This window comes from Microbacterium sp. Leaf161 (assembly GCF_001423645.1).
Lineage (GTDB): Bacteria > Actinomycetota > Actinomycetes > Actinomycetales > Microbacteriaceae > Microbacterium > Microbacterium forte.
In genome coordinates this window covers 2,458,071-2,472,335 of sequence record NZ_LMOW01000001.1, presented here as the reverse complement: position 1 = coordinate 2,472,335, position 14,265 = coordinate 2,458,071, and the positions used below count along the sequence as shown (strand labels likewise).

Annotated in this window: 14 protein-coding genes and 1 tRNA gene; 5 read left to right on the top strand and 10 right to left on the bottom strand. The window is 69.1% G+C overall.

The features are described 5' to 3' along the window. Window positions 1–42 precede the first annotated feature (42 nt). Window positions 43–429, top strand: coding sequence for a DUF4307 domain-containing protein (locus ASF87_RS11745; RefSeq protein ID WP_042542058.1), 387 nt, complete (start codon window positions 43–45; stop codon window positions 427–429). A gap of 95 nt (window positions 430–524) precedes the next feature. After that, window positions 525–1,013: a transcription elongation factor GreA gene (gene greA / locus ASF87_RS11740; RefSeq protein ID WP_042542059.1), complete on the top strand. Its 489-nt coding sequence runs from the start codon at window positions 525–527 to the stop codon at window positions 1,011–1,013. 93 nt (window positions 1,014–1,106) lie between these two features. Here greA and ilvA read toward each other — a convergent pair whose 3' ends face one another. Next, complete coding sequence (gene ilvA / locus ASF87_RS11735) at window positions 1,107–2,336, bottom strand: threonine ammonia-lyase (RefSeq protein WP_056376080.1); 1,230 nt, start codon at window positions 2,334–2,336, stop codon at window positions 1,107–1,109. Next, on the bottom strand, window positions 2,333–3,529 hold the full coding sequence (locus ASF87_RS11730) for an AI-2E family transporter (protein ID WP_082508854.1): 1,197 nt from the start codon (window positions 3,527–3,529) through the stop codon (window positions 2,333–2,335). Before ASF87_RS11730 ends, ilvA begins: the two co-directional genes overlap by 4 nt. Before the next feature lie 79 nt (window positions 3,530–3,608). Here ASF87_RS11730 and ASF87_RS11725 point away from each other — a divergent pair, with 79 nt between their 5' ends. Beyond that, window positions 3,609–4,871 carry a winged helix-turn-helix domain-containing protein gene (locus ASF87_RS11725; protein ID WP_056376078.1) on the top strand — a complete coding sequence of 421 codons (1,263 nt, stop codon included), beginning with the start codon at window positions 3,609–3,611 and terminating at the stop codon, window positions 4,869–4,871. Continuing rightward, complete coding sequence (locus ASF87_RS11720; protein WP_056376076.1) at window positions 4,868–5,353, top strand: hypothetical protein; 486 nt, start codon at window positions 4,868–4,870, stop codon at window positions 5,351–5,353. Before ASF87_RS11725 ends, ASF87_RS11720 begins: the two co-directional genes overlap by 4 nt. 72 nt (window positions 5,354–5,425) lie before the next feature. Here the strand turns inward: ASF87_RS11720 and ASF87_RS11715 are convergent, their stop codons facing one another. The 3 genes from ASF87_RS11715 to ASF87_RS11705 all read right to left on the bottom strand — a co-directional run bounded on the left by ASF87_RS11715 (window position 5,426) and on the right by ASF87_RS11705 (window position 8,638). Continuing rightward, entirely contained in the window at window positions 5,426–5,992 is a 567-nt protein-coding gene (locus ASF87_RS11715) for a LemA family protein (RefSeq protein WP_042542063.1), read from the bottom strand. A gap of 88 nt (window positions 5,993–6,080) precedes the next feature. Further along, window positions 6,081–7,394, bottom strand: coding sequence for a D-arabinono-1,4-lactone oxidase (locus ASF87_RS11710; protein WP_056376073.1), 1,314 nt, complete (start codon window positions 7,392–7,394; stop codon window positions 6,081–6,083). Continuing rightward, window positions 7,391–8,638, bottom strand: a complete 1,248-nt coding sequence (locus tag ASF87_RS11705) for an alanine racemase (RefSeq protein WP_056376071.1) — start codon at window positions 8,636–8,638, stop codon at window positions 7,391–7,393. The genes ASF87_RS11710 and ASF87_RS11705 overlap by 4 nt, the downstream gene beginning before the upstream one ends. A 350-nt stretch (window positions 8,639–8,988) precedes the next feature. Between ASF87_RS11705 and ASF87_RS11700 the strand changes: the two genes are divergently transcribed. Next, window positions 8,989–9,061, top strand: a tRNA-Leu gene (locus ASF87_RS11700). Window positions 9,062–9,074: 13 nt separating this feature from the next. On the opposite strand, the gene ASF87_RS11695 is transcribed toward ASF87_RS11700, so the two are convergent. The 5 genes from ASF87_RS11695 to ASF87_RS11675 form a co-directional block, all read right to left on the bottom strand. After that, window positions 9,075–9,797, bottom strand: a complete 723-nt coding sequence (locus ASF87_RS11695; RefSeq protein WP_235558935.1) for a DedA family protein — start codon at window positions 9,795–9,797, stop codon at window positions 9,075–9,077. Next, window positions 9,794–10,618 (bottom strand): hypothetical protein, encoded by an 825-nt coding sequence (locus ASF87_RS11690; RefSeq protein WP_056376485.1) that lies wholly within the window; start codon window positions 10,616–10,618, stop codon window positions 9,794–9,796. Before ASF87_RS11690 ends, ASF87_RS11695 begins: the two co-directional genes overlap by 4 nt. 283 nt (window positions 10,619–10,901) lie before the next feature. Beyond that, window positions 10,902–12,371 carry an NAD(P)/FAD-dependent oxidoreductase gene (locus ASF87_RS11685; protein ID WP_042542206.1) on the bottom strand — a complete coding sequence of 490 codons (1,470 nt, stop codon included), beginning with the start codon at window positions 12,369–12,371 and terminating at the stop codon, window positions 10,902–10,904. A gap of 39 nt (window positions 12,372–12,410) precedes the next feature. Next, window positions 12,411–13,688, bottom strand: a complete 1,278-nt coding sequence (locus ASF87_RS11680; RefSeq protein WP_056376068.1) for a S8 family serine peptidase — start codon at window positions 13,686–13,688, stop codon at window positions 12,411–12,413. Window positions 13,689–13,699: 11 nt separating this feature from the next. Further along, window positions 13,700–14,242, bottom strand: a complete 543-nt coding sequence (locus ASF87_RS11675; RefSeq protein WP_056376067.1) for a DUF501 domain-containing protein — start codon at window positions 14,240–14,242, stop codon at window positions 13,700–13,702. Window positions 14,243–14,265 lie beyond the last annotated feature (23 nt).

Here is a 14,265-nt window from a genome sequence, read left to right as displayed (position 1 = left end):
ATAACCTGGAGTTACCAGCCTAACGACCGGAAGACCCACCCCGTGACGACCGCACAACAGCTCGACGACCGCTATGGCCGCACCCGCACCCGACGGGGTCCGTGGATCATCGTCATCGCCATCGCCGCACTTCTCGTCGGCGCGTTCGGCTGGATGATCGTCACGTCGCAGATGAACGCCGTCGACTCCGACGACCTCGGCTTCGACCTGGTCGACGAGCACAGCGTCACCGTGCGCTTCCAGATCACCGGAGTGCAGGGCAAGGACGTGGCCTGCGTCGTCGAGGCGCTCGACGAGGAGTTCGGCGTGGTCGGCTGGAAGGTCGTCGAGATCCCTGCGGGAGACACGCATTCGCAGGCGCTCTCGGCCACGGTCCCCACCGTCTCAGCCGCGACGACAGGTTTGGTGAACAGCTGCTGGGTCGCCTAGACTCGTGCCAGACAGATGACGCCCTGGCACGTGCCGGGGCGTCTTGGCATATCCCCCGCGGAACGTCGCCGGGTACCTACCGAAGGAGCTTCGTCATGTCTACTGACGCTCAGGTTCCCTTCCTCACGCAGGAAGCGTATGACCGGCTCGTCGCCGAGCTCGAGCACCTTTCCACCACCGGTCGCGAAGAGATCGCCAAGCGCATCGAAGCGGCCCGCGAAGAAGGCGACCTCAAGGAGAACGGCGGCTACCACGCCGCCAAGGACGAGCAGGGCAAGCAGGAGGCGCGGATCCGCACCCTCGAGAACCTCCTCAAGACGGCCAAGGTCGGTGAGGCGCCCGCGAGCCGCGGAATCGTCGAGCCCGGCACCGTCGTCACCGCGATCGTCGCTGGCGGCGAAGAGGTCTTCCTGCTCGGCAGCCGCGAGATCGCCGTGGGCAGCGACCTCGACGTCTACAGCGAGGCCAGCCCGCTCGGACAGGCGATCCTCGGACTCAAGGTCGGCGAGAAGTCGTCCTACGAGGCTCCGAACGGCCGCGCGATCTCGGTCGAGATCGTGAACGTCGACACCTACACGGGCTGACACCGGTCAGCATCGGGCTCGTGCCCTGACGTGCAGATGCCCCGTCCGACTGGACGGGGCATCTGCTTGTCAGGGCTGTGAGTGCGCGTCGCGTCAGTCCGGGACGACGATCGGCTGGAAGCCGGCGTGACGGAGCGTGTCGAGGGTGTGCTCGGAGTGCTCGGCACCGCGCGTCTCGACGCTGAGCTCGAGGAACACCTCGCTGATCTGCAGGCCGTGCCCGTGCCGCGTGTGCATGGCCTCGATGACGTTGGCCCCCGCCTGGGCGATGAGCTCCGAGACTCGCGCCAGCTGACCGGGGCGATCGGGCAGCGGGATGCGGATCGTGAGGTAACGACCCGAGGCCGCGAGGCCGTGCGAGACGACACGCTGCAGCAGCAGCGGGTCGATGTTCCCTCCGGAGACGACGGCCATGGTCGTGCCGCTCGCCTTCACCTTGCCGGCGAGGATCGCCGCGACCCCCACGGCTCCGGCGGGCTCCGCGATCACCTTGGACTGCTCCAGAAGAACCAGGATGGCGCGCGCCAGATCGTCGTCGGTGACGGTGACCACCTCGTCGACGAGGTCCTTGATGATCTCGAACGGTATGGCTCCCGGTCGCGCCACCAGGATTCCGTCGGCGATGGTCGGCTTCGTCTCGATGTCGACGGGATACCCGGCCTCCAGCGAGGGGATCATCGCCGCGGCGTTCTCGGCCTGTACGCCGATGATGCGCACCGTGCGTCCGAGTTCGGCAGCCTTGGCCTTCACCGCGGCCGCGACGCCGGCGATGAGTCCCCCGCCGCCGATTCCCAGCACGATCGTGTCGACATCGGGAGCGTCCTCGAGCAGCTCGAGTCCGAGTGTGCCCTGCCCGATGACGACGTCGCGGTGGTCGAACGGATGGATGATCACGGCCCCCGTGCGCTCGGCGAACTCGGCGGCGAGTCGCAGCGAGGTCGCCACGGTCTCCCCCTCGAGCACGACCTCGGCACCGTAGCTCCTCGTCGCCAGCAGCTTGGGCACGGGAATGCCCAGCGGCACGAAGATGGTCGCCTGGATTCCGAGCGCCTGAGCCGCGAGGGCGACGCCCTGTGCATGGTTTCCGGCGGACGCTGCGACCACGCCGCGCGAACGCTCCTCGGCGCTCAGCTGTGAGAGGCGGTATGCCGAACCACGGATCTTGAAGGATCCCGTTCGCTGCAGGTTCTCCATCTTGAGCACCACCGGTGCGCCGAGCACGTCCGACAGGGCGCGCGAGGGCAGGGTCGGCGTCCGCGTGATCACCTCAGCCAGACTCTGAGCGGCGTTCTCGAACTCGGTCAGGCTGGGGACTGCGCTCATCGATTCCTCCGTGTGCGCTCGCGCGGCACTGTGCTCCAGATAAGATCTGCGTTCGGTCTATCGCCGGTGCGCCAGGCGCCGGTGCTGACTGTCACCGCGGCGACGTTGACGAAGGCCGCGAGAGGCACCGCGAACAGCGCGCCGGGGATGCCGCCGACCATCGAGCCCCCGGCGACCACCAGGACGACGGCGAGCGGATGCACCTTCACTGCCGAGCCCATCAGGATCGGCTGCAGGATGTGACCCTCGAGCTGCTGCACGCCGAGCACGACGGCCAGCATCGCGAGCGCGATCCAGGGGCCGTTGTAGACCAGCGCGAGCAGTACGGCGATCGCGCCGGTCACGACGGCACCGACGATCGGCACGAACGAACCGAGGAAGACGAGCACGGCGACGGGGATCGCCAGCGGTACGCCGAGCAGAGCGGCGCCGACGCCGATGCCGACCGCATCGATCGCGGCGACGAGCAATTGGGTTCGGGCGTAGTTGACGATCGTCGCGAAGCCGTTGCTCGCGGCGGCGTCGGCGGCGGGGCGAGCGGCGCGCGGGAAGAGGCGCAGCGTCCACTCCCAGATGCCCCGGCCATCGGCGAGCAGGCAGATCAGGATGAAGAGCGAGAGGACCGCACCGGTCACGACGTGCGCCGCGGTCGTGCCCACTGCGAGCGCACCGTTCAGGAGCGTCTGAGTCTGCTCGTTGACGACCTGGAGGGCCTGGTCGATGTATCCCTGGATCTGCGAGTCGCTGAGGTGCAGCGGTCCGGTGAGCAGGAACTGACGGAACTCGTCGACCGCCTGCGCACTGCGCTCCTGCACGTCGGGCAGCTGCGCACGGACCTGCCAGATCACGAGCCACATGAGCAGGGACACGATCGCGAGCGTGCCGATGATCGAGAGGGCGACGGCCAGCCACCGCGGGAAGCGGTGGCGCAGCATCCACTGGAATCCCGGCCACAGCAGGGCCGTGATCAGGATGCCGACCATGAGCGGGATCACGAGGAGCTTCAGCTCGATGACGAGCCAGATGAATCCGGCGACCACCGCGGCGATCAGCAGAATCCGCCACGAGTATGCCGCCGTGACGCGCAGCCCTCGGGGGACCGCCTCGTCGGCCTCGGTGGTCACCGTGCGATCAAGGGAGACGGGGCGCGGACGGAAGAGGTCTCTCAGCCGCGGACGCTGCTCTTCGCTCATCGCCCAAGTCTACGGCGCAGCCGCCGACCGTCGTGACGGGCCGGGCGCGGATGTCGGCGCTCGGCGCTACCCTGACGAGGTGACCGACACCCTCAGCGCCGCCCAGGCCCGTCGCATCGCGCTCGCCGCGCAGGGCTTCTCTCGTGCACGCCCGGACTCGGTGTCGGCCCGGCACATCCACCGCGTCATGGATCGTCTCGGCGTGCTGCAGATCGACTCGGTCAACGTGTTCGCACGGTCGCACTACATGCCGCTGTTCTCGCGCCTGGGTGCCTACGAACCGGCGCTCTTCGATCGCGTCTTCCATTCGCGCACGACCCATTACGTCGAGTACATGGCTCACGAGGCGACGTTCATCCCCATCGAGGACTGGCCTCTGTGGCGATTCCGCATGGACCAGTTCCGCGCCAGGTGGGCGGCGCCCGACTCCTGGATGAGCACCAACACGCGCACCCTCCGCTGGGTGCAGGATGAGCTCCGAGCCAGGGGGCCGCTGCGACCGGCCGACCTCCGCGACGACGCTCCTCGCGAGCGTGGCACATGGTGGGATTGGGATGAGGTGAAGCTCGCCCTCGAGCACCTGTGGCGCACCGGCGACGTGGCGATCAGCGGTCGAAAGGGCTTCGAGCGCACGTACGCGCTCGCCGAGCAGGTGATCCCCGACGCCATCCTGTCGCAGCACGTGCCCCGGGAGGACGCGATCCGCGAGCTCACCCGGCGCGCGGCACGATCGTCGGGGGTCGCGACCCAGTCGGACCTCGCGGACTACCACCGCATCCGCGACCGAGCGGCGGTGTCGCAGTCGATCGCGGATCTGGTCGACTCAGGCGAGATCCTTCCGGTCTCCGTGCGCGGCTGGGACCGCGGCGGTCGCCCCTTGCCCAGCTGGAGGCACCGCGACGCCGTGCTGCCGCGCAGGATCGACGCCGCCGCGCTCCTGACGCCTTTCGATCCCGTGGTCTGGTTCCGTGACAGGGCTCTGCGCGCCTTCGAGCTCGATTACCGGATCGAGATCTACGTTCCTGCCGAGAAGCGGCGATACGGGTACTACTCGCTGCCCGTGCTCGTCGGCGACCGCATCGTGGCGCGTGTCGATCTCAAGGCCGACCGCGCGACGTCGACGCTCCAGGTGCAATCGGCCTGGTGGGAGCCTCAGGGCCAGCCGGGCGCGGATGCCGAGAAGATCGCCGCTGAGCTCGCCCTCGCGGCGGCATGGCAGGGGCTGGCGCACGTCTCCGTCTCGCGCTGGGGCACCGCGTCCGAGGCTCTGCATGCGGCGCTGTCCGGTCGCGCAGACGCATCCGTGCGTCGCCATGTGCACGCCAGAGAGGCATCCGAGTGAATCACCGCCTCGCGTGGACGATCGGGGGCGGTGTCGCCGCCCTCCTGGTCGCGGGGGCAGCCGTGTGGCTCTGGCAGGCGTCGAGCGACATCCCCTCGGCACGGGCCACGCCGACCGCGACGAGCTCGCCGACACCCGATGCCGATCCGCGGGCTCTGGCGCAGCGGGCGCTCGACGATCACCTCGAGGACTGCACCTCCGCCGTGGTCACCGACGGCGTCGTCCCGGAGGGGTGCGGGATCAGGATCCCGTGGGGCACCGAGTTCGCCACGGTCGACGACGTCCGCTTCCGCGTCGAGCGGATGCCGGTGCTCGAGCTGACAGATGACGGATTCATCGCCGAAGGCGGCATCCTCGTCGCGACCGTGTCGGGCACCGGGCAAGACGGCAGTGCGCGAACCGAGACCTATCGAACGGAGTCGTGGACACTCCGCGGCGACGCGAGCGTCGAGGATGGGGACGTCGATCTCGACGTGTGGTGAGCAGCGCTCCGGGTCAGCGCCCGAATACGCAGAAGGCCCGATGCGACGATGCGCATCGGGCCTTCCCGCAGGTCAGAACTGCACGCGCGGCGGCTCGGAGATCGCGCCGCTGTCGGCGACCTCGAAGAACTCGCGCTCGGTGAATCCGAGCCCCTTCGCGAAGAGGTTGTTCGGGAAGACCTTGATCTTCGTGTTCAGCTCGCGGACCCCGCCGTTGTAGAAGCGGCGCGCGGCCTGGATCTTGTCTTCGGTGTCGACGAGGGCCTGCTGCACCTGCAGGAAGTTCTGGCTCGCCTGCAGCTGCGGATAGGCCTCCGCGACCGCGAAGAGGCTGCGAAGCGCCTGCTGGAGGTGCCCCTCTGCGATTCCTGCCTCGCCCGGGCTGCCGGCCGAGAGCGTCTCCGCTCGCGCACGAGTGACGTTCTCGAAGACCGCCTTCTCATGCGAGGCGTAACCCTTGACCGTCTCGATGAGGTTGGGTATCAGATCTGCCCTGCGCTTCAGTTGAACCGTGATGCCACTCCACGCCTCGTCGACGCGGACGTTCAGCTGCACCAGCGAGTTGTAGGTCGCCCAGAGGTAGATTCCGATGAGCAGAATCACACCGACGACGATCAGTACCGGCACGAGCCATTCCATCAGAGGCCCACCCTTCCTCGTGTTTGTCTCATCCTATCGGCGCAGCCTGCGCGTCGACTGGGTGCGCCGGTCAGGCGCAGAACCCGGATCATGCGCCGAGAACCCGATCGAGGTACCGATTGGTGAACCGACGCTCGGGGTCGAGCCGGTCGCGCAGCGCGGTGAAATCGCCGAAACGGGGATAGCGCTCCTGCAGCTGCTCGGCTGTCTGCGTGTGCAGTTTGCCCCAGTGCGGGCGCCCGCCGTGCTCGAGCATGATCTGCTCCACGGCCTCGAAGTAGGCGGACGGGTCGGCGCGCCAGTAGCGGTGGACCGCGATGTATCCGCTCGCCCTGCCGTATGCCGTCGACAGCCACCTGTCGTCCCCCGCCGTGAAGCGCACCTCGATCGGGAACTCGATGCGCCACCCGCGTCGCTCGATGAGGTCGCGGACCGCGCGGAACGCCGGCACGACGTTCTCGGCGGGCACCGCGTATTCCATCTCACGGAACCTGACAGTACGGCTCTGGGTCAGGACTCGATGCGAGAGCTCTGTGTACCGCCGGTCGCCCGTGAGCTTCACCGCAAGCCTGTTGAAGGGCGGGGTGATGGCCGGCATCGCCTGTCCGGTCGCGCACACCGCTCGGTACACGCCGTTCGAGAGCACCGTCTCGTCGATCCAGCGCCCCAGGACGGGAAGCGGCTGCCGCCTCGTCGACTCCGGCACCCTCGTCTGTCTCTTGGTCAGGGCGATGTCGGTGTGCGGAAACCAGTAGAACTCGAAGTGGTCCGATGCCTCGACCCTGTCGTGCAGGGTCTCGAGAACGTCGTCGAGCGGTTCCGGCTCATCGATCGCCTCCATGAGGAAGATCGACACGCACTGCAGCGTCACCTCGACCAGGATGCCGAGTGCGCCCAGACCCAGCGCGATCGCGGGGAGCAGGTCTGCGTTCTGTCCCTCGTCCACCCGGAGGAACTCCCCTGCGGCGGTCACCAGCGTCGCGCCGACGACCTGGGTCGCGAGGCCGCCGAAGCCGGCGCCGGTGCCGTGCGTCCCCGTCGAGATCGCACCCGAGATGGATTGCCGGTCGATGTCGCCGAGATTCTCCATCGCGAGGCCGAACGGTGCGAGGAGCGACGGGATGCGGTGCAGTCGTGTACCCGCGAGCAGCGTCGCTCGTCCGGTGGCCGCGTCCGCCGACACCAGGCCCTGCATGTCGTCGAGCTCCAGGAGCACGCCGGGAGCGACGGCGATGCCCGTGAAGCTGTGTCCCGCGCCGACCGCCTTCACCGTGAGCCCCTGCGCGACCGCGGCGCGGACCGCGCGCTGCACGCCTTCAGGGGTTCGCGGGCGCTCGACGCGCAGCGGTGTGACCTGCGCAGACCTCGCCCAGTTCTGCCAGGTGCCCCCGATCCGGGTCACAGGAACGCCTTCCCCTCGCCGCGATACGTCGGAAGCTCGTCGACGATCTCATCGCCCGAGACGAGCTGGTAGCTGTCGATGCGCTCGGCAGGCTCGCCGCTCTTCGCGTGGCGGAACCAGACACGGTCGCCCACTCCGAGCCGCTCGGCCTCGCGGCCCTGCAGCGGTGTCTGCACCTCGCCCGCGGCCTCGCGGGACAGCGTGCGCAGCCCCTGCGGCCAGACGGGCAGCGGTTGCCGCGACGCGACAGCGGGACCGGAAGCGATCCATCCGCCGCCGAGCACGGTTGCGATGTCGGCCGCGGGGCGCCGCACCACGTCGAACGCGAAGGCGGACGCCGGTGCGGGACGGAATGATCGATAGCCGTCGAAGAGATGCCCGCCGAGCAGTCCGCTGCCCGCGCTCGCCTCGGTCAGCGACTCGTCGCTGCCGGTGAACTCGAGCGAACCGGTTCCGCCGCCGTTGAGGAATTCGAGCGATGCGACCTCTGACAAGGCGCCGACGATCGCGGCTCGACGCTCACGCAGCTCGGATCGGGAACGCGCCTGCATGAGACGGATCACCGGCGCATCCGCTCCGGCGTTGTCTCCCTGGCCCGCAATCTGAGCCTCGTACATCTGAAGTCCGACGAGCCGGAACCCGGGGCGGCGCACGATCTTGCGTGCGAAGGCGGCGACCTCGCCCGCGGTGAACAGAGCAGACCGTCGCACCCCGATGTGGCCGAGCGCGACGGATCGCAGTGATGCGTCGGCGTCGACCGCGACCCGGATGTCCGGGCGGCTGCCTGCGGGCGCGACGCTGTCGATGATATCGAGGTGCGCCGGATCGTCGACCATCAACGTGATCCGCTGCGCCGCCTCCTCGGATTCGAACAGCTGTGCGAGTCCCGCGCGGTCGACCGTCGGATAGCCGACGACGATGTCATCGTGCGTCTCGGCGAGCCACAGAGCCTCGGCCAGCGTGAAGGCGAGGATCCCTCTGAACCCGGGCAGCTGCAGCACGGCGTCGAGCACCGAGCGCACCCGCACGGACTTCGACGCGACGCGGATCGGCAGTCCGCCCGCGCGAACCAGCAGATCCAGGGCGTTGTAGCGCAGAGCTTCTCGATCGATCACCGCCACGGGAGCCGGCAGATGGCCGGTCGCCGCAGACAGGCGCGGCCAGTATCGTGACGGGTCGAGCCACTCGGGGGAAACGGCGTTTCGTTCCTGATCGGGGCTCAGATCGGCGGTGAGGTCGAGCACTCCCCCACCCTATGGGGTGGGCGGACTCGGATTCAGTCTTTCTGAGATCGAGTTGCACTGCCTGTCGCGACCCGTATCTGGAAATCCCGATACATCAGCGGCGATCGTCGTAATGAACAGCATGGATCGCCGTCTTGATCTCTGAGGCCGCCATTCGCGGCGGTCTCACCGGCCATGCCCGGCCGGTCGCCGGGGGGGCGGCGATGCTGTCCGATCAGCATCACGGGGAGGCGGGCGCGGGGGGCGCCCGCCTCCCCTCGCGCGGCTCGGGCAGCACGGCGAGCGTGGCACCGCGTCTGTCGTGCACCCAGACGCGACCCCCGTGTACTCTGAGCCAGTCACGGCATGGAGCCCCCGTAGCCCAATGGCAGAGGCAGGCGACTTAAAATCGCTTCAGTCTGGGTTCGAGTCCCAGCGGGGGCACGTCGTGCTCTGCTCAGTCCTCCATGAGCCGGTCCGCGAGATCGCGTGGATGCGTGCTCCGCGCCTTTGAGGCACGTGCCTCACGGACGCGTCGGACGATGAGCACGGCCAGGGCGATGGCGAGCGCGGAGTACACGGCGTAGTCGAGGTAGCCGAGCAGGTGCTCCAGCTGTTCATGCTGAGTGCCGAGCAGCGCACCGACCCCGATGAGCAGCGTGTTCCACAGGCCGCTGCCCACGATCGTGTACACGCTGAAGCGGGTCAGGTTCATGCGAGTCGCGCCCGCGGGAATCGAGATGAGGCTGCGCACGCCGGGAACCATCCGGCCGACGAGCACCGTCCACCCGCCGCTTCGCCGGAACCAGTGCACTCCGCGATCCAGGTCCGCACGGCTGACCAGCTTGGTGGCGGAGAGGAGCCGTACCGCCCGATCGATGCCGATCGCCGCACCGAGCCAATAGAGCAGGAGTGCGCCGATCCACGACGCCACAGTGCTCCAGACGATCAGCCATCCGAGGGTGAGCTCGCCGCTCTGGCTCAGATAGCCCGCGAAGGGCAGGATCACCTCGCTGGGAATGGGCGGGACGAGCACCTCGAGGAACACCAGCACACCCACCCCGATGTCGCCGAGCTGGGTGAGAACGTCAGCGGCGAATCCGGTGAGGCCGGAGAACCCGTGATCCGACGCCGACGGGGCGACGGTCATGCTGGCGACGCTCATGCCGGCGGTGCTCATCGGCCGAACAGATCGCCGATGCCCGGAATGCCGAGATCACCGAGCCGCTGTCCCCATTCGCTCGCCGTGTCGCCGAGGCCCGAGACGGTCTCGCCCGCCGACCCGAGAACGCCTTCCGCCGCTCCCGCAAGCTCCTCGCCGCCGAGGCCGCTCGCGATCGCCTCGACGTCGACGCCCTGAGCGAGGGCGTCGAAGTCGACTCCGAGACCGGCAGCCTGCTCGAGGAGAGGAGCGGCGACGGCGCTGCCGACCGCGCCCACCGCGACGACCCCCAGCGCGCCCACCGCGGCTCCGCCGACCGCACCGGCAGCACCGAACCCGCGCACGCGCGAGAGGATGCCGCGCATGCGCCCCGGACGGGCCGCCTCGGACCGACCGGCGGCGCGGGCGAGATCATCGGCCGATGACGATGCGGGGTGCTCGCCCGGAGCGAGTTCTGCGTTCATGCGCTCCTGCACCTGCGCCCGCTGCGCGGGAGTCAGGCGCGCGAAGGCCTCGCGATGGATCTGCTCCACGCGGTGCGGATCGGCAGTCTCGAGCAGGTAGTCGTACCGCGCGATGGCTGCCCGGTCGGCATCCGACACCGCACCGGCCGCACCGCGCGCGCCGGCTGCACCGCGCGCGCCGGCCGCAGGCGGCGAGTAGGGATCCCGGCCCGACGGACGCGCGGGCGGGGGCGAGTAGCGATCGGTTCCGGCCTGACGCCCGACCGGTGAAGACGGCGTCGCTGCCTGCGAACCGGTGCGATCCGTGCGGGATCCGTTCTCGTCGAGATCGAGGGCGCGAGCGGCCATCCCGAGCAGTCGGTTGAGTTTTCCCATGGTGACGGTTCCTTCGTGGGTGTGGACGACCACGGAACTCGACAGCGGGGCAGTGAGGGTCCATGGTCGTCCGCGGATACGGACGCCAGGTCTCCTCCACCCTCACGGGCCGGTGGGCCGGAACACGACTTCGTGTCCGTAATGACGACGCCACCGCAGACGGGAGTACTCCCCTTGCGCTGCCGAGGCTAGCAAGCGCGCCTATGAGGCCGGTGCAAGACACGCCCTCGCCAGAGACGACGAACGCCCCGACTCCGAGGAGTCGGGGCGTTCGAGGGGATGACTACTTGGCGGCAGCCGTCGCAGCGGTCTTCTTCGCGGCCGGCTTCGTGGCGGCGGTCTTCTGACCTGCCGGCTTTTCGTCGGCGGCCTTGTCGGAGGCGGTCGCCTGAGCGGCCGGAGCCGTGACGGCGGGAGCCGGAGCGTCAGCGGCCGGACGCGGGCGCGCGGCGAACTCCTCGAAGACGTAGCGCGGGTTCTGCACCGTCTCGAGGTTCACCAGGTCGCGGCCGAGCCACAGGTTGTTCCACCAGCCCCAGACCACGCGGAACTTGCGCTCCCACGTCGGCATCGCGAGACCGTGGTAGCCACGGTGCGCGACCCAGGCGACGAAGCCCTTGAGCGCGATCTTGCCGGACTGGAAGACACCGTTGTAGAGCCCGAGGCCGGCGACGGCACCGAGGTTCTTGTGGAAATACTCCTTCGGGTCCTCACCACGCAGCACGGCGACGAGGTTCTTCGCGAGGAGCTTCGCCTGACGCACGGCGTGCTGCGCGTTCGGCACGCAGAAGCCGCCGACGCCACCACCCGAGAGGTCGGGAACGGCCGAGACGTCACCGGCGGCCCAGGCGCCCTCGACGAAGGCCTCGGGCGTGCCGACACGGAGGTCTGCGCGGGTCTGGATCCGGCCGCGCTCTTCGATGGGCAGATCGCCGCCACGCACGACGGTCGGGTTCGCCATGACACCGGCGGTCCAGACGATCAGGTCGGTGGGGATGACCTCGCCGGTCGACAGCTCGACGTTGCCGTCGACGGCGCTGGTGAGCTGCGTGTCGAGGTGCACGTTGGCGCCTCGCTTCGCCAGGTCCTTGAGGACCCACTCGCTCGTCGGCAGCGACACCTCGGGCATGATGCGGCCCATCGCCTCGATGAGGTGGAAGTGCGTGTCTTCGAAGCTGATCTGCGGGTACTTGCCCACGAGCGACGACGCGAGCGAACGGAGCTCTGCGAAGACCTCGATGCCGGCGAAGCCACCACCGACGACGACGACCGAGAGCAGACGATCGCGCGCAGGTCCGGCGGGCAGCGAGGCCGCCTTGTCGAAGTTCGACATCAGGCGATCGCGGATGGCGACAGCCTCTTCGATGGTCTTCAGACCGATCGCGTTGTCTGCGATGCCGGGGATCGGGAAGGTGCGGGAGACCGCGCCCGCGGTCACCACGATCTGGTCGTACGAGAACTCGTACGGCTCTCCCACCGGAGGGGTGATCGTCGCGACCTTCTCAGCGTGGTTGATGCCCGTCACCTTGGCGGTGAGCACGTTCGTTCGCTTGAGGTGACGTCGGTGCGCGACCACCGAGTGGCGGGCTTCGATCGAGCCGGCGGCGACCTCGGGAAGGAACGGCTGGTACGTCATGTACGGCAGCGGGTCGACCATGGTGACGTCTGCTTCACCCTTGCGAAGGTGCTTCTCCAGCTTCCACGCCGTGTAGAAGCCTGCATAGCCTCCACCGACGATCAGAATCTTGGGCACAGTGCTGTTCTGAGGCACAGGGGGACAACTCCTCGGGAGTCAGGGATGTGGCGTGCGAGCGCGCGCCGATCGGATGCGCCGGGCAGCTGCGGTGACGCCAAGCGCTATCAGGATACCAGGGACTGTGAGCGCGATGAGCGGCAGGGTACCGTAGCGCAGCGAATCAGCGCTGGGAAGCAGCGGTGAACCGGGCTCGGTCGGCGCGTCGGCATCCGGCAGGGGCGGCACCTCGACCGGCGCGGCGGTGGGTTCGGGCTGCGGAACGCTCTCTGCGCGTCGGAACAGGCGGACCCACTCGGCGAGGTCGCCCATCGGATTCTCGGAGACCTTCGGCACGTCCGCGGTGATCGCCGCGTCGGCATCCACCAGCCCGTAGCCGTAGAGAGGATCGGGGAGGTCGGCCATGCCCGGCACCTTGATCGCGGTCTTGATGATGCGATTGATGACGTTGGCGGCATCGAGCTCGGGGTGCGCAGACCGGACGAGCGCCGCGATGCCCGCGACGATGGGCGCCGCACCGCTCGTGCCGCTCCAGGGCACGACGGTGCCGTCCGCCGAGACGCCCCGCAGCCCCTCACTGGGCGCGGCGATCCCGATGGTGATCCCCTGGGTCGACGCCTCGATGCTCGCCGTCCCCGTCTGGTCGACTCCGCCGACCGTCAGCACGCCGGGGATCGTCGCGGGAGCGCCGATGATGTTGGTGCCGCTCCCCCGGTTTCCCGCGGCGACGACCACCACAACGTCATGCTCGAATGCGTAGAGGAACGCGTCGTCCCAGCTCCTGTCCCAGTCCAGCGTGTTCGTGGTGAACGAGAGGTTGATGATGTCGGCCCCATGGTCGACCGCCCACCGCATGGCCTTCGCGACCTGCTCGGTGAACGGCACTGCGGCGGCGGCGCCGAAGCCCACGGAGATCGACAGCAGATCGGCCTCGGGGGCGACTCCGATCATGCCCTTGCCGTCGGCGGAGCCGCGTCCGGCGGCGAGCGAGGCCACCCACGAGCCGTGATTGCCGTCGATGGCACCCACCGGGGTACGGCCGTCGGGGGTTCCGGTGCCAGACACGTCGGTGCCACCGACGACGGCGTCATCGAACACGCCAGGGACCTTGCCGATCCCGGTGTCGATGACGGCGATCGTGACCCCGTCGCCGCGAGTGGTCTGCCAGGCGTCGCGGATGCCGGCTCCGTCGAGCCAGTACTGAGCGGCGCGATCCGGATCTGCGGGGTCGTCCGGCACCGGCGGCGGGGTCGCTGCCGCGCCGAGGAGCAGGACGGATGCCACGATCGTCGCCGTCGCGACGCCGTTGCGCAGCATCCGCGGCCGCCTCATGCGGTCGATGCCTCGACGTCACGCAGGGCCGCACCGGGGTCGTCGCACCGGCACTTCTCCGGCGACCACGTCGAGCGCTCGAGCGCCGCATCGCCGATCGGGTTCACGCCGGGACCTGCCGCGAGAGCGTGACCGGCCAGAGCATGCAGGCACTTGACGCGCGACGGCATGCCGCCGGCGGAGATCCCATCGATCTCGCTGACCTCGCCGAACTGCGCCCGGTCGGCGAGGTACGCCTCATGCGCGGCGAGGTACGCCGCGGCGACGCCCTCGTCCTCGGCGAGCAGCGCGGAGAGCTCTGGCATGACCTGCGTGGCCTCGAGGGTCGACATCGCGGCCGTCGCGGCCGGATGCGTCAGGTAGTAGAACGTGGGGAACGGTGTTCCGTCCGGGAGCCTGGGTGTCGTGGCGACGACCGTGGGGTTGCCGCACTCGCAGCGGGCGGCGATTCCCACGACGCCACGGGCGGTCCTGCCCAACTGGGCCGACACCACGGCGAGCTCGGCGGTCGTGGGGGCGGGGAATGGCGGCGTGGTCACCCATCCAGCGTACGGGAGCCGAC

Excerpts from the sequence above, each read along its gene's own strand:
- greA (WP_042542059.1), top strand. The coding sequence starts at position 525 with ATGTCTACTGACGCTCAGGTTCCCTTCCTCACGCAGGAAGCGTATGAC.
- ilvA (WP_056376080.1), bottom strand. The coding sequence starts at position 2,336 with ATGAGCGCAGTCCCCAGCCTGACCGAGTTCGAGAACGCCGCTCAGAGT.
- ASF87_RS11730 (WP_082508854.1), bottom strand. The coding sequence starts at position 3,529 with ATGAGCGAAGAGCAGCGTCCGCGGCTGAGAGACCTCTTCCGTCCGCGC.
- ASF87_RS11715 (WP_042542063.1), bottom strand. The coding sequence starts at position 5,992 with ATGGAATGGCTCGTGCCGGTACTGATCGTCGTCGGTGTGATTCTGCTC.
- ASF87_RS11695 (WP_235558935.1), bottom strand. The coding sequence starts at position 9,797 with ATGAGCACCGCCGGCATGAGCGTCGCCAGCATGACCGTCGCCCCGTCG.
- ASF87_RS11690 (WP_056376485.1), bottom strand. The coding sequence starts at position 10,618 with ATGGGAAAACTCAACCGACTGCTCGGGATGGCCGCTCGCGCCCTCGAT.
- ASF87_RS11680 (WP_056376068.1), bottom strand. The coding sequence starts at position 13,688 with ATGCTGCGCAACGGCGTCGCGACGGCGACGATCGTGGCATCCGTCCTG.